At 69.4% G+C, this 14,578-nt stretch carries 11 protein-coding genes; 3 read left to right on the top strand and 8 right to left on the bottom strand.

The genetic code is table 11. The features are described from left to right. Positions 1 to 14 precede the first annotated feature (14 nt). The 4 genes from gndA to GO592_RS13770 form a co-directional block, all read right to left on the bottom strand. Positions 15 to 1,466, bottom strand: coding sequence for an NADP-dependent phosphogluconate dehydrogenase (gene gndA, locus GO592_RS13785; RefSeq protein ID WP_005255084.1), 1,452 nt, complete (start codon positions 1,464 to 1,466; stop codon positions 15 to 17). 152 nt (positions 1,467 to 1,618) lie between these two features. Then, entirely contained in the window at positions 1,619 to 3,493 is a 1,875-nt protein-coding gene (locus tag GO592_RS13780) for a DEAD/DEAH box helicase (protein WP_007300693.1), read from the bottom strand. Positions 3,494 to 3,718: 225 nt separating this feature from the next. Continuing rightward, positions 3,719 to 4,672, bottom strand: a complete 954-nt coding sequence (locus GO592_RS13775; protein WP_005255089.1) for a M56 family metallopeptidase — start codon at positions 4,670 to 4,672, stop codon at positions 3,719 to 3,721. A 26-nt stretch (positions 4,673 to 4,698) separates the two neighbouring features. Further along, positions 4,699 to 5,112, bottom strand: coding sequence for a BlaI/MecI/CopY family transcriptional regulator (locus GO592_RS13770; RefSeq protein WP_005246077.1), 414 nt, complete (start codon positions 5,110 to 5,112; stop codon positions 4,699 to 4,701). A 176-nt stretch (positions 5,113 to 5,288) separates the two neighbouring features. Here GO592_RS13770 and GO592_RS13765 point away from each other — a divergent pair, with 176 nt between their 5' ends. Beyond that, a complete protein-coding gene (locus GO592_RS13765; RefSeq protein ID WP_007300694.1) occupies positions 5,289 to 7,877 on the top strand; it encodes a phosphatidylglycerol lysyltransferase domain-containing protein in 2,589 nt (862 codons plus the stop codon). A 6-nt stretch (positions 7,878 to 7,883) separates the two neighbouring features. On the opposite strand, the gene GO592_RS13760 is transcribed toward GO592_RS13765, so the two are convergent. From GO592_RS13760 to GO592_RS13750, 3 genes are read right to left on the bottom strand one after another with little or no spacing between them, the layout of a single operon-like run. Then, positions 7,884 to 8,717, bottom strand: a complete 834-nt coding sequence (locus GO592_RS13760) for an ABC transporter ATP-binding protein (RefSeq protein ID WP_007300695.1) — start codon at positions 8,715 to 8,717, stop codon at positions 7,884 to 7,886. After that, a complete protein-coding gene (locus GO592_RS13755; protein ID WP_007300696.1) occupies positions 8,714 to 9,820 on the bottom strand; it encodes a FecCD family ABC transporter permease in 1,107 nt (368 codons plus the stop codon). Before GO592_RS13755 ends, GO592_RS13760 begins: the two co-directional genes overlap by 4 nt. Continuing rightward, positions 9,817 to 11,286 carry a FecCD family ABC transporter permease gene (locus tag GO592_RS13750; RefSeq protein ID WP_007300697.1) on the bottom strand — a complete coding sequence of 490 codons (1,470 nt, stop codon included), beginning with the start codon at positions 11,284 to 11,286 and terminating at the stop codon, positions 9,817 to 9,819. The genes GO592_RS13755 and GO592_RS13750 overlap by 4 nt, the downstream gene beginning before the upstream one ends. Positions 11,287 to 11,471: 185 nt before the next feature. On the opposite strand from GO592_RS13750, the gene GO592_RS13745 reads away from it, so the two are divergent. Beyond that, on the top strand, positions 11,472 to 12,245 hold the full coding sequence (locus GO592_RS13745) for a hypothetical protein (protein ID WP_007300698.1): 774 nt from the start codon (positions 11,472 to 11,474) through the stop codon (positions 12,243 to 12,245). Positions 12,246 to 12,495: 250 nt separating this feature from the next. Further along, positions 12,496 to 12,957, top strand: a complete 462-nt coding sequence (locus GO592_RS13740) for a PaaI family thioesterase (RefSeq protein ID WP_005255099.1) — start codon at positions 12,496 to 12,498, stop codon at positions 12,955 to 12,957. A gap of 79 nt (positions 12,958 to 13,036) precedes the next feature. On the opposite strand, the gene GO592_RS13735 is transcribed toward GO592_RS13740, so the two are convergent. Beyond that, a complete protein-coding gene (locus GO592_RS13735; protein ID WP_005255101.1) occupies positions 13,037 to 14,431 on the bottom strand; it encodes an NAD(P)/FAD-dependent oxidoreductase in 1,395 nt (464 codons plus the stop codon). Positions 14,432 to 14,578: the final 147 nt, after the last annotated feature.

Below are 14,578 nucleotides of genomic sequence, written 5' to 3'. Positions count from 1 at the left end.
GCAGTCGGCGAGGCTCAGACCTGCACTTCGCTGCGGTCACCGCTCCACAGGGTGTGGAACTTGCCCTCCGCGTCGACCCGCTCGTAGGTGTGGGCGCCGAAGAAGTCGCGCTGCCCCTGCGTCAGGGCCGCGGGCAGCCGCTCCGCGCGCAGGGCGTCGTAGTAGGACAGCGACGACGCGAACGCCGGCACCGGGATCCCGAGCAGCGTGGCGGTGGAGACCACCCGGCGCCAACTGTCGATGGCCGTCTCGATGGCGTCACGGAAGTACGGGGCCAGGATGAGGCTCGGCAGCGTCGGGTTCTCGTCGTACGCGTCCTTGATGCGGTTGAGGAACCGGGCGCGGATGATGCAGCCGCCACGCCAGATGGTCGCGAGGTCGGCGGGGTGCAGGTCCCAGTCGTATTCGGCACTACCGGCCGCGATCTGGTCGAATCCCTGCGCGTAGGCCACGACCTTCGACGCGTACAGGGCCTGCCGGATGTCCTCGGTGAACTGGGCGGCATCGGTGGGCTTGTCGGCGAGCACGCCGGACGCCAGCCCGACCGCGGCCTTGCGCTGCTCGCGGGACCCGGACAGGGCGCGGGCGAACACGGCCTCGGCGATCCCGGTGACGGGGACACCGAGGTCGAGCGCGGACTTGACGGTCCAGCGGCCGGTGCCCTTCTGCTCGGCGGCGTCGACGATCACGTCGACGAGCGGCTTGCCGGTCTTGGCGTCCTTTTGCCGCAGCACCTCCGCGGTGATCTCGACGAGGTAGCTTTCGAGGTCGCCGCCGTTCCATTCGGTGAACACGTCGGCGATCTTCCCGGCGTCGTAGCCGAGGGCGGACCCGAGCAGGTTGTACGCCTCACCGATGAGCTGCATGTCGGCGTACTCGATGCCGTTGTGCACCATCTTCACGAAGTGACCGGACCCGTCGGGGCCGATGTGCGTGCAGCAGGGGGTGCCGTCGACCTGCGCGGCGATCGACTCGAGCAGCGGGCCGAGGGCCGCGTAGGACTCCTTCGGTCCGCCCGGCATGATCGACGGGCCGTTGAGCGCACCCTCCTCGCCGCCGGAGATGCCGGCGCCGACGAAGTGCAGGCCACGCTCCCGGAGGGAGGCCTCACGGCGGATCGTGTCCGTGTAGAGGGCGTTGCCGCCGTCGATGATGATGTCACCGGGCTCCATCGCCGCGGCGAGTTCCTCGATGACGGCGTCGGTGGGGTCGCCGGCCTTGACCATGATCAGCACGCGGCGCGGCTTCTGCAGCGCGCCCACGAACTCCTCGATCGTCTCGGTGCGGACGAAGTCGCCTTCGCTGCCGTGCTCCTTGATGAGGGCGTCGGTCTTGGCGATGCTGCGGTTGTGCAGCGCGACCGTGTGACCGTGCCGGGCGAAGTTGCGGGCAATGTTCGAGCCCATGACGGCCAGTCCCGTGACGCCGATCTGGGCGCGGGCACCCTCAGTGTTGTCGATAGTCATGGATACAGCATTCCCTCTCGCTCGGCGGTAGTGAAATCGGCGGCTACGAAAACCTCAACCGCCTAAGCCAAACATACGAAGGCCGGCCGTCGCACACGCGACGGCCGGCCTTCACTCACACTTCGTTATTCGGTTGTCCGATCAGCGATCGATCAGCTGCGTCGCTCACGCCGCGGGCCGTCGAAGCCGTCGTACGAGCGACGATCCGTGCGGCTGCGGAACCCGCCACCGGTCGACGCGGGGCGCCGCTCCGACGCGGCCGCGGGCCGACGGTCGTCGCGGCGGTCGTCGCGACGGAACCCGCCCGCCGCACCGCGGTTGTCGCCGAAGTCGCGGCGCGGGGCGCTGCGGTCGAAGCTGCGCTCGCCGGTACCGCGGTGGCTGTCGCCGCGGTCACCGAAGTCACGGCGCGGGGCGCTGCTGCCGCCGCTGTACTCGCGGCGGGGTGCACTGTCACCGAAGTCGCGGCGCGGGGCCCGATCGGTGAACGTCCGGTTGTCCCGGTCGCCGCGGTAACCGCCGCCACGGTTGTCACCGTCACGCTGCGGGCGGTCGCCCCGGTAGCCGCCGGACCGGTTGTCGGTCTGGTCGCGGCGCGGGCCACGACCCTCGAAGCTGCGACCACCCGACGGACGGTCGCCGAAGCTGCGCTCACCGCGGTCACTGCGATTGCCGCGGTAGCCGCCGCCGTCGCGGCCGGCGTAACCGCCCTCACGGCGGGGTCCGCGGTCGCCGAACTTGCGGTCGCCGCCACGCTCGCCGCGGGAGTAGGTGTCGCGCACCGGTTCTCCGCTGGGCGCCTTGGCGCCGGTGATGCTGGCCAGCTTCTCCGAGCCGGGGGTGACGGGCACGGCGGTGGCGTCGACGCCGGCCATCCCGGTCAGGCGGCGGAACGTGCGCTTCTGGTTGGGGAGCACGATCGCGACGACGGTGCCCTTCTCGCCGGCACGGGCGGTCCGGCCTGCGCGGTGCAGGTAGTCCTTGTGATCGGCAGGCGGATCGACGTGCACGACCAGGTCGATGCCGTCGACGTGGATGCCGCGGGCGGCGACGTCCGTCGCGACGAGCACCGGGGTGCGGCCGTTCTTGAACCGTTCGAGGACACGGGTGCGCTGATTCTGCGCCTTGCCGCCGTGCAGCGCCTCGGCGGCGATGCCTACCGCGCGGAGGCGGTCGGTGATGCCCTCGCAGCCGAGCTTGGTGCGGGCGAACATGATCGTGCGGCCGTCGCGGGCACCGATCTCCGCGAGGACGTTGTCCTTCTGGCCGCGGTCGACGAGCAGCACGTAGTGCTCCATCGTGTCGACGCTGGCGCGACCGTCCTCGGTGGAGTGCTGCACGTGGTCGGGCAGGAACTGGCGGACCAGCGACTGCACCTCACGGTCCAGGGTGGCCGAGAACAGGAGACGCTGGCCGTCGGCCCGGGTCTCACCGAGGATCGCCCGGACCTCGGGCAGGAAGCCCATGTCGGCCATCTGATCGGCCTCGTCGAGCGCGGTGATCTCGATCGAGTCGAGGATGCAGGTGCCCTGACGCAGGTGGTCGTTCAGCCGGCCGGGGGTGGCGACGAGGATGTCGACGCCGCGCCGCAGCTGGTCGACCTGCTTGGAGAACGGGGTGCCGCCGACGGCGGGGCGGACGGTCAGGCCCATGGCCCCGGCGTACGAGTTGAGGGAGTCGACCACCTGGAATGCGAGTTCCCGGGTGGGCACGAGCACCAGTGCGCGGGGACGCTTGGGTGCGGGCCGGTCCTCGTGGCGGGACAGGCGGGTGAGCATCGGCAGGCCGAATGCGAGGGTCTTGCCCGATCCGGTCTGTGCGCGGCCGAGGACGTTGGTGCCGGCCAGCGCATCGGGCACGGCCAGCGCCTGGATCGGCGATGGGACGGTGATGGAGTTGCGGGCGAGGGCCTGGACCAGGGGAGCGGGCAGGCCGATCTCAGCGAACGTCACGGTGGCGTTCTGATCAGGGGTTTCGGTCTCGGTCTGCTCTAGTGGGGCAGACGTCGTCTGGACAGCGTTGGTCACGCAAATACCTCTCCGGGCATAGGGCGCGTCGCGGAGCGGGGGCTGTCATGCAGCACGCACAAAGGGACGAGCCAGGGCACATGTCACCTGGTCAATCCATTCGCGGAAGTGCGGGGAATTGGGCTGTGTGCCGTTTCAGTGTTGATGGGCCGCAGTGGCGACCGTCGACCAGTGTACGCGACGGGGCACCCGGTTATCGAATGCGGCGGGTTGTGAGCTGGGTGACTATACGGCTCTGAACAACCGGCTCAGTTCGGTGAGCCAGGGGACGGCGACGGCGATGGTCGGCACCACGAGGATGGCCACCGACGCGGCGTAGGCGGCGAGTGCCACCGGGGTGCCCGCCTCCGAGGAGGACAGGCGCTGCACCCGCAGCAGGGTGCTGGGACCACCCGCGGCCATGGCACCCTTCGGGGCGATCGACCCCGAGCAGGCGACGAGTGCGCGGGCCAGTGCGGTCGGCCCGGTGGCGCGGACGGCGGAGTCGTCGGCCAGCATCTCGACCAGCAACTGCACCGACCCCAGCGCGGACTTGCTGCGCACGACGGTGGGGAAGGCGGCGTTGACGGCGGTGAACGCCTCGAGGACGAGGTCGTGCCGGGCCCGCAGATGGGACCGCTCGTGGGTGAGGATTGCGGTGATCTCGGCGTCGTCGAGGTTGGTGAACGTGCCCTGGCTCAGCACGACCCGCTGCCGCAGACCGGGCAGGCAGTAGGCGATGGGCTCGGTGACGTCGAGGACCCGCAGGTCCGGGGTGCGGGCGAGGGGCGACGACGAGTCGCAGCGGTCGAGGAGGTCGACGAGCATCCGGTGCCGGGCGCGTCTGCGCCGGGTGCGGACCCCGACCTGCACGATCGAGAAGATCAGTTTGGCGCCGACGAGGAGGGTGAGCGCGAAGACCACCACGTACAGCAGCCACAGGGGCAGGCCCAGGGCGTCGATCTCGGCGACCGGTGCCGTGGTGGGGCGCCCGTCCGGTCCGGGGACCAGCAACTGGCTGGCGATCGCGAGACCTGAACTGAACGCGGACAGAACTGCGGCGAGGGCGATTGCCTGCCACAGCACGAGGGCTGCTCGGGGGGCGCGATGCGGCCATCGGGCACGACTCAGCAGCGCAGGGACAGGCCCTGCGAGAAGAAGTGCGAGTACTCCGAATACCAGCGCGGTGGTGGCGTCCATGTCCTACTCATCATGCATGACGAACGTCAGCCGGCGCGAACGGTTCCCGACTGATTGTCTCCGGTGGATCGCTCCTTGGCCTCGAGCGCGGCGAGGGCCTCGCGGAGCGCGTCGGCCTCGTCGGCGCCGACCTGCCCCACGAAGTGGACGAGTGCGGCGGCGCGACTTCCGGACTTGTCGGCCTGCTGCAGGGCGTCCACCATGAGGCTCGCGACGAGTTCCTCGCGCTGGTGCACCGGCAGGTACCGGTGGGCGCGGTCGTCGCGCTGCTGAATGACGAGGTGCTTCTTCGCCAGTCGCTGGAGCACTGTCATGACAGTCGTGTACGCGAGTTCACGGCGTGCCGCCAGTGCCTCGTGTACCTGCCGTACCGTCTGCGGTTCCGAAGTGGACCACAGGTGATCCATCACTGCGCGTTCGAGTTCGCCGAGTCCAGCCATAAATTGATTCTACGGATACGACGACGCAGATACGTACTACTGGTAGTAGTAAAACTGCGTCACGGCGTGTGGTATTGGCCATACTCCGAACGGGTGGATTACGGTCGGGTTGGCAGCGGCCGACCCGCCGGGCAAGCGTTCGTTCTCGACATCGCGGAGAGTGGGGGACCTGGCGGATGAAGACCGACGACAGCGCGGCGACCGGACACGATGCGGCGGCCAGGGTCAAGGGTCAGACCGGGCGGGCAGCGGAACGGGTCTGGGGCGGGGTGCGGGGTGCACCGGTCAGCATCGCGCTGCTGGTCGTGATCTGGATCCTCGCGATCGCCACGTCCAGTGTGATCAGCGGTCCCTCCCACGACCTGTCCCAGCACGTTGCGATCGGGATCCGGGCGTTCCAGAACGGCTGGGTGTGGACCCTGTTCACCGCCGGGCTGTGGGGCGACGACGTCCTGGCGTACCTGTCGACGACCGTCCTCGTCTTAGTGGCGGCCGCACCGCTGGAACGTCGCATGGGGTCGGCGCGGTTCGTGCTGGCCGCGGTCGCCACCCAGGTACTCGGCGGGCTGCTCGCACTGTCGGTGGCCGCCGTCGCGAAGGTCGTCGACGCGAACTGGGGTTTCCGGCTGCACGTGGGCATGGCCGTCGGTCCGAGCACGTGGATCGTCGGTGCCGCGATGGTGGCCAGTTCGAACATGGGCACGCTGTGGCGTCGGCGGATCCGCGTCGGCGTCCTCGTGTTCACCATCACCCTGGCACTGTTCAGTGGTTCGCTGCAGGACGTGGTCCGGCTCGCCGCGGCCGTCGTCGGCCTGGTGATCGGCCGCTGGATCGTCGGCCGCTCCGCCCGCGGCGAACGGATCGCGGGCACCCAGCGTGAGGGCCGGGTACTCGTCGCGATCATCGTGGCGGCCAGCGCGATCGGCCCCATGATCGCGGCACTGTCCGCGGAGGCGGTCGGTCCCCTCGCCGTGCTCCGCGACCTGTTCCGCGGCATCCCCTACACGGCCGGCGAAGTGCGCGACCTGTGCGAGGTGTCGGCGTCGGACCCCGAATGCCGGCGCGGGCTGCTCGAACTGCGCCTGTCCGGGGTCGGACCGACCCTGCTGAGTCTGATGCCGTCCCTGTTCCTCCTCACCCTCTGCGACGGCCTCCGACGGGGCCGTCGCTTCGCGTGGGTCGCGTCCGTGATCGCCCAGGTGATCCTGCTGGTGCTGTCGCTGCTGAACTTCGCGGTCCGGTTCGTCGACTCCCTCGACGAGGACTCCCTGTTCTACGGTCTCGCCGACCCGAACCTGTACCGGACGCTGGTGCCGTTCCTGACACCGCTGGCGATCCTGATCGTGCTGCTCGCCACCCGCCGGTTCTTCGATGTCGCCGCCCCGGCCGGAACCTACCGCCGGCTGGCGATCGTCCTGGTGTCGCTGCTGGCCGGTCTCGCCGTTCTCTACGTGTTGGGCGGATTGTGGGCGCGGCATGGGTTCGATCCCCGGCCGGGGTTCACGACGCTGCTCGCCGACTTCCCGGAGCGGCTGATCCCGCCCGTATACCTGCAATGGCTCGACCCCCGGCTGCTGCCGGAGAGCATTCCCGCGACCCTGCTGTACGAGTGGACCGGGGTGGTGTTCTGGGTGGCGGCGTGCGCGCTGGTCGCCGCGACGTTCCTCAGTCCCGCCATCGGATCGGACTCGGCGGCCGCCGAACGCGCACGCGCCCTGCTGAAGTCGGGGAGCGGAAGCCCGCTGTCCTGGATGACGACGTGGCGTGGCAACCACTACTGGTTCTCCGCCGACGGCACGAGCTACGTCGCGTACCGGGTCCTCGCCGGGGTCGCCCTCACCACCGGTGACCCGGTCGGCCCGCCCGACCGGCTGCGGGACAACGTCGAACACTTCGCCGAATTCGCCGCCGCCAACGGGTGGATCCCGTGCTTCTACTCGGTGACCGGCGAGGTCCGCGCCGTCACGGACGCCCTCGGGTGGAGCGGTATCCAGGTCGCGGAGGAGACGGTGCTGGATCTGGGGCAGATCGCGTTCACCGGCAAGCGGTTCCAGGACGTCCGGACCGCCCTGAACAAGGCCAAGAAGTCGGGGATCACCGCGGAATGGGTCAGCTTCCCCAGCGCCCCGCGGTCGATCACCGACCAGATCACGGCGATCTCCGAGGAGTGGGTGGCCGACAAGGGGATGCCCGAGATGGGGTTCACGCTCGGCGGACTCGACGAGGTCGACGACCCGGAGGTGCGCTGCCTGATCGCCGTCGACGAGGACCGCACCGTCCACGGCGTCACGTCCTGGTTGCCCGTGTACCAGGATGGGCGGGTGGTCGGCTGGACCCTCGACTTCATGCGGCGGCGCTCGGAAGGGTTCCGGCCGGCGATGGAGTTCCTCATCGCGTCCGCGGCGCTGAAACTGGAGGAGGAGGGTGCGCAGTTCCTGAGCCTGTCCGGCGCCCCGCTCGCCAAGGTCGAGCAACCGGACAGCGACGCCGACGAGCGGGAACGGTCGGAGTCGTCGAGCCTGTCGGCGGTGATGGACAGCGTGCTGGATCTGCTCGGCCGGACCCTGGAACCGGTGTACGGGTTCCGTTCGCTGCTCGCGTTCAAGTCGAAGTTCCAGCCCCGGTACGTGGCCATGCACATGACGTTCGCCGATCCGGCCGCCCTGCCGAGCATCGGCAACGCCGTCGGCAGGGCGTATTTGCCGACGGTGTCGCTGGGGCAGAGCTACCGGCTGGTGCGGACGATGATCGGCGGCCGGCGCTGACGGCCGCTACTTCGGCTCCGGTCCGCCCACCGCCCCGTACACGTGGCGGGTGCCGATCGGCACCACCAGCGGGCGATCGGACACCGGGTCGGCGATGACCGCGGCCTCGAGACCGAACACCTCGAGCAGGAGTTCGGCGGAGATGATGTCCTTCGGCGCGCCGGCCGCGACGATGGTGCCGTCCCGCATCACGATCAGCTGATCGCTGTAGCGGATCGCGAGGTTCAGGTCGTGGAGCACCATCACCACGGTGCGGCCCAGCTCCTCGTGCATCCGGTCCACCAGGTCGAGCACCTCGATCGAGTGCGCCAGGTCCAGGTAGGTGGTGGGTTCGTCGAGCAGGAGGATATCGGTTCCCTGCGCGAGGGCCATCGAGATCCAGGCCCGCTGACGCTGACCGCCCGACAGCTGGTCGACGGGGCGGTCCGCGAGGTCGGACACCCCGGTCAGCGCGAGCGCCTCCGCGACCTCGCCCTCGTCGTCGGACGACCACTGCCGCAGCCACGACTGGTGGGGGTGCCTGCCGCGGGCCACCAGGTCGGCCACCGTCAGCCCCTCGGGGGCCAGCGGCGCCTGGGGGAGCATGCCCAGCGTGCGGGCGACGTCCTTGGTGCGCATCGATCCGATGGCCTTGCCGTCGAGCAGAACCGAACCGTTGCGCGGCTTCAGCAGCCGCCCCAGCGCACGCAGCAGGGTGGACTTGCCGCAACCGTTCGGCCCGATCACGGTGGTGATCACCCCGGTCCTCACCTCGAGGTCGAGGTTGTCGACGATGACCCGGTCGCCGTACCCGAGGCTCAGGTTGTCGGCGATCAGTCGAGAGTCAGTCTGCACGGTCATGCCGAGACCTTCCGATTGTTGCGAACCAGCAGATACAGCAGGAATGGGCCACCGAGCGCCGAGGTGACGATACCCACCGGCAGCTCGACGGGCAGGATCGTGCGGGCGACGACGTCGCTGCCCACCACGAGCACGGCGCCGGTCAGCGCCGACGCGATGAGCGGCGGGCCCGCGGACCGCACCAGCCGCAGCGCCACCTGCGGCGCGGCGAGCGCGACGAAGCCGACCGGACCCGCGGCCGCGGTCGCGATGCCGGCGAGGGCGACGGCCATGAGCAGGAGCCGGGCCTGCGACCACTGCAGGCGCACACCCAGCGACACCGCGTTGTCGTCGCCGAGGCGGAGGGCGCCCATCGTGAACGACGAGATCACGGCGTAGCCGCCGACGAGGACGACGGCGATCGTGACGGGCCACACCTGACTCCAGGCGGCGCCGTTGAGGGAGCCGTTGAGCCACACCTGGGCCCGCGACGCGTCGTTGATGTCCGCGGAGATCAGGAGCCAGCCGGTGACCGCGATCAGCATGGCGTTGATGCCGATGCCGATCAGGATCAGCCGGTATCCCTCCACTCCGCCGCGCCACGCGAGCACGTAGATGACCAGCGCGGTGAGAAGTCCGCCGAACAGGGCGGCCAGCGGTATGCCCAGGGTGGCGAGGAGGCCGACGAAGCTGCCGCCGCCGCCGAGGACGATCAGCGCGACCGCGGCGGCGCTGGCACCGGACGTGATGCCGAGGATGTCCGGGCTGGCGAGGGCGTTGCGGGCGATCGACTGGGTGATGGCACCGGCCAGGCCGAGGGCCATGCCGATGAACACACCGGTCAGCGACCGCGGTAGGCGCAGATCCATGACGATGAAGTTCTGGGCCTTCGTGCCGCCGCCGAACAGCACCCTGGTGACCTCGGGGATCGACAGCGGGTAGTCGCCGCGGCCGATGTTGAGGCACAGCACCAGGAACAGCGCCACCAGCAGGGCCACGTTGACGGCGATACCGAGGGGCCGCAGGACCAGGGAGATCGGTCCGAGCCGGAACGCGGGGCGCGCCGGGACGCGGGACGCCGGGGCGGCCTCGAGGTCGGGGCGCACTTCGTCGCGAGTGCTCACAGGCTTGCCAACTTTCTGCGCCGAACCAACGCGATGAAGAACGGTGCGCCGAACACGGCGAGCACGATTCCCACCTGCAACTCACCCGGCCGGACCACGACGCGTCCGATGACGTCGGCGGTCACGAGCATGACGCCGCCGAGGAGGCCGGCGTAGGGGACCAGCCACCGGTAGTCGGGGCCGGTGATCGCCCGCGCGACGTGGGGGACCACGAGACCGATGAATGCAATCGGGCCGCACGCCGCGGTGGCCGCACCGGTGAGGAGGGTGATGGCGACGATGCCGAGTGCGCGGCTGGCCGCGATGTTGGTGCCCAGCGACCGTGCCACGTCCTCGCCGAGGCTGAGCACGTTCAGCCCGGGTGTGCTGACGAGGGCGAGGATCAAACCGATGATGAGGAACGGCAGCACCTGCCAGAGCACGTCGAAGCCGCGGCCGGCCACCGACCCGACCACCCAGAATCGGTAGGAGTCGAGGCTGGACTGGTCGACGATGATGATCGCGTTGGTCATCGCCTGCAGGAAGAACGCGACGGCTGCGCCGGCCAGGGCCAGGCTCAGCGGGCTCGCCGCCCCGTTGCCGATCGACGACAGCCCGAACACGACCACGCCGGCGGCGAACGACCCGGCGAACGCGAACCACAGGTATTCGCTGGGCGCGCTGAACCCGAACAGGTACATCGACAGCACGACGAGGAACGCGGCGCCCGCGTTGAGGCCGAGGAGTCCCGCGTCGGCGAGCGGGTTGCGGGTGTGTCCCTGGATGAGGGCGCCCGCGACGCCGAGCGCCATCCCGACGACGAGTCCCAGCGCGGTCCGCGGGCCGCGGAGCGTGCGGACGATGATGTCGGTCTGCGAACCGTCCGCATCGAACAGTGCGTGGAAGATCTCCGCGAACGACAGTGGCCGCGCCCCGACCGCGACGCTGGCGAGCAGGACCAGCCCGAGCAGGATCACGAGGACACCCAGCCCGACGAGCCGACGACGCCGGATCGCCGCGACGGACACGTCCTTCTCGCGGACGGTGAAGCCTTCGTCGGACGCGGTGCTTTCCCGGACGACCTCGGTTCCGGAGCGCCGGAACACCCGCTGCAGAGACCGTTTCGGGCCGATCGCGTCGTGGGTGTGGGTGTCGCGGGTGACGAGGCCGACCCAGCCCTTGCCCGAACTCTGCCCGGTGTTGCCTTCGCGGAATCCGCGGTTCCACAGCGCGAGGCCGAGTGCGATCGCGACGGCGGCGCCGCCGAAGACGACCCGGTCCGCCTGCCCGCCGCCGTTGTCGTCGCGGAGGGAGTCGACGATGTACCACCCGAGGACGAGGGGGATGGCCACTGTCCCGATGTCGAGCAGTCCCGCGAGTGCCCGGAGGTACAGCGGGGCGGGACCGCGCGGGACGTCGCGCTTCCCGTAGGGCTCGTCGGTCGGCAGGTGCGGGATGTCGCTGCCGAACTGTCTCGTCGTCGTCACTGGCGGGGGAAGCTCCTGACGTGTGTGCCTGTGCACCGGATCTGCACCGAATTTAACTACTTAGGTTACGGAACCCTATCCCTGATGCCACATCCGGCGGCACGTCCCGGGCGTTGCGGTCGGCGGGGGTGCCTCACATCACATGATGTCAAGTCTTGATATTTGGTTAGGCTCACCTATGTTTGGTGGTGTTCCATCCCGACCGATTGGAGTGCACGGTGACTTCGACCCTGTCCGCCCCCGCGACCGCACTGGACGTGTCCTGTTCACGACTTCGCGCGCTGAACGCCGAATATCCGCGCATGTACGCGGTCGCGACGATGGCAGACGAGGGTAAACGCCGGTGGTGGTCGCTGGCGGAAGACCTCGACGGCGACCGGGTGTCCCGGATGTGGGCCCGGTCGCTCGAGGACGTTCCCGACCCGGACGTCGCCGCGATGCAGGTGGCCACCGCGCTCATTCACGCAGTGGTCGGGCGTGTCACCGCGCTCGTCGTCCTGCAGGGGCGCGCGTGGGACCCGGGGCTCGAGAACCTGTGGATCCACATGGACAGCGACGAGGGAATCGACTGGGCGGGTGTCGCCGACGACACCCTGCGCGTGCTGCCGGACGACCCGTATGCCGGCGCACCGCGGACGGTCACCGTGCCCTGCGAGCGGGCGCTGCTGCTGTGGACGGTGCACCGCAGTCTCACGTCGCTGCATGCGGTGTTCGACGCGATCGCCCGGTTGACGCCGATCGACGCGTCCCGATTCTGGGGGCTCGTGGGGGAGGCCGTGCTCGGGGCCGCGACGTACGTGCCAATTCTCGCCGGTGGCGGCGAGGCTGCCGCGCAGCGCCGCGGGCAGGGGATCCTGGACGCGTTCGTGGCGGCCGGGGTGCCGGTCCGCTGCAAGAGCCGGATCGCGCGCCCGCACTGCGGCCGACTCGGGCAGGCGAGGAAGCGCTTGCTTAATTAGGGCAGCCTTGCCTATACTTGTTCCAGGCGTCGAGTAGAAACACCGACGCCGAGGACCGAACTACCGGACCGCGCCGGAGTCCTGAGGGCTGCAGAGGCTCCCAGGTCCATCCCACGGCGGGCCTCACACTGACACAGTGCGGGGCCCGCCGATCCGTTTGCCCCACCTGCTTTCCCCGCCTCCCTTCCCGTCGTGTAGGCAGGAGATCGGGTGCGCCGCGAGAGCGCACAGTGATCCGATGGAGAGTGTGATGGTGGATTCCGGGGAACAGCAGGCATCGAACGGTGACGGGCGGATCGACACCGCCGCGCTGGCCGATCAATTGGGCAAGGGCTTCGACGCCCTCATCGGACTCGAATACACCGAACTCTCACCCGACCGCGTGCGCGCGCAGTGGACCGTCACCCCCGACCTGCAGCAGCCGGCCGGAATCCAGCACGGCGGCGTCTACTGCTCCGTCATCGAATCGGTGGCCAGCGCAGCGGGCACGGTGTGGCTCGGCGGCCGCGGACACGTCGTCGGCGTCAACAACAACACCGACTTCCTTCGGGCGACGCGGGAGGGCACGCTGACCGCCGAAGCCAGTCCCGTTCACCGCGGACGCACTCAGCAGCTGTGGGAGGTTCGGATCACCGACGAACAGGATCGACTCGTCTCCAAGGGGCAGGTCCGGCTCGCGAACATCACCGACACCGGACGTCTCGGCAACTGAGACACCCCGCGCACGGCGGAGGGGACGGACCCGACAGGTCCGTCCCCTCCGCTCTGTTCACGTCAAATGTGAAGCGGTGTCACCCCGCGGCTTTGCGCTGCGCGCCGCCGGACGACTTCTCGGCGGCCTCTTTCTCCCGCTCGTGCCGCTCCAGCTGCTCCATCGCATTGCGGGCGAACACCCACTGCTCGGTGGACGCCATCTGCGCGCGCCCGCGGCCGAGGAACGTCACCGTCCACGACAGCAGAGTGGACAGCCGGCTGCGGAACCCGACCAGGTACATCAGGTGGATCGCCAGCCAGGCCACCCAGCCGATGAAACCGCTGATCTCGAGCTTCCCGACCTTCGCCACCGCACTGAATCGCGAGATGGTGGCCATGCTGCCCTTGTCGAAATACTTGAACGGCGGCCGGTCCTCCGGCTTCTGACCGCTCAGGCCGGCCTTGATCTGCTTGGCCGCGTACTTGCCGCCCTGCATCGCGACCTGCGCCAGACCTGGCAACTTGTCGAGCGCCATCATGTCGCCGATCACGAACACCTCGGGGTGGCCGGGCACCGACAGGTCCGGGTTGACCAGGACGCGACCGGCCCGGTCGATCTCGGCGTCCGACTGCTCCGCGATCTGCTTGCCCAGCGGGCTCGCCTGCACACCGGCCGACCACACCTTGCACTGCGACTCGATCCGGCGCTGCGTGCCGTCCTTGTCCTTGACGACGAGGCCGTCCACATCGACGTCGACGACCATCGCCCCCAGCTGGATCTCGATGCCGAGCTTCTCCAGCTGCTGGCGGGCCTTACGGCTCAGCTTGCCGCCGTAGACGGGCAGCACGTCGTCCGCGCCGTCCAGCAGGATCACGCGGGCCTCACGGGGATCGATGTTGCGGAACGCCCCCGACAGGGTGCGCCGCGACAGTTCCGCGATCTGGCCGGCGAGCTCGACACCGGTCGGACCGGCGCCGACGACGACGAACGTCAGGAGCCGGGCGCGTTCGGCGGGATCACTCGACAATTCGGCCTGCTCGAACGCGCCCAGGATGCGGCCGCGCAGTTCGAGGGCGTCGTCGATGGTCTTCATGCCCGGCGCGAACTCGGAGAAATGATCGTTGCCGAAGTAGGACTGGCCTGCGCCCGCCGCGACGATCAGGCTGTCGTACGGGGTGACCGTGGTCCGGTCCAGGAACCGGGAGGTGATCGTCTTCGCCTCGAGATCGATCTTGTCGACATCGCCGAGCAGAACCTTGGTGTTCTTCTGCTTCCGCAGCACCAACCGGGTGGCGGGAGCGATGTCGCCGACGGAGAGAATGCCGGTCGCCACCTGATACAGCAACGGCTGGAACAGATGGTGAGTGGTGCGCGCGATCATGGTGATGTCGACATCGGCATTCTTCAGCGCCTGTGTGCCGAACAACCCACCGAAGCCGGATCCAATGACCACGACGCGATGGCGGCGTGACTCTACCGACTTGATACTCATTCCGTGCTCCTCGAAAAATAGACGACTCCTGTCACGGTAGTCGCCTTGTCCCCGAGCGTCTCAGTAAGCGTTGCTTCGCCCGCCGGCACAGCGGAATCGATCCAGAAACCGGCGGCCCGTCCATACGTGAAGGCGGGCAGCCCCTCC

The organism is Rhodococcus sp. 21391, assembly GCF_016772255.1.
Taxonomy (GTDB): Bacteria; Actinomycetota; Actinomycetes; order Mycobacteriales; family Mycobacteriaceae; genus Rhodococcus_F; species Rhodococcus_F opacus.
This window is presented reverse-complemented; position numbering and strand designations above follow the sequence as displayed.

Excerpts from the sequence above, each read along its gene's own strand:
- gndA (WP_005255084.1), bottom strand. The coding sequence starts at position 1,466 with ATGACTATCGACAACACTGAGGGTGCCCGCGCCCAGATCGGCGTCACG.
- GO592_RS13740 (WP_005255099.1), top strand. The coding sequence starts at position 12,496 with ATGGTGGATTCCGGGGAACAGCAGGCATCGAACGGTGACGGGCGGATC.
- GO592_RS13775 (WP_005255089.1), bottom strand. The coding sequence starts at position 4,672 with ATGGACGCCACCACCGCGCTGGTATTCGGAGTACTCGCACTTCTTCTC.
- GO592_RS13765 (WP_007300694.1), top strand. The coding sequence starts at position 5,289 with ATGAAGACCGACGACAGCGCGGCGACCGGACACGATGCGGCGGCCAGG.
- GO592_RS13760 (WP_007300695.1), bottom strand. The coding sequence starts at position 8,717 with ATGACCGTGCAGACTGACTCTCGACTGATCGCCGACAACCTGAGCCTC.
- GO592_RS13735 (WP_005255101.1), bottom strand. The coding sequence starts at position 14,431 with ATGAGTATCAAGTCGGTAGAGTCACGCCGCCATCGCGTCGTGGTCATT.
- GO592_RS13770 (WP_005246077.1), bottom strand. The coding sequence starts at position 5,112 with ATGGCTGGACTCGGCGAACTCGAACGCGCAGTGATGGATCACCTGTGG.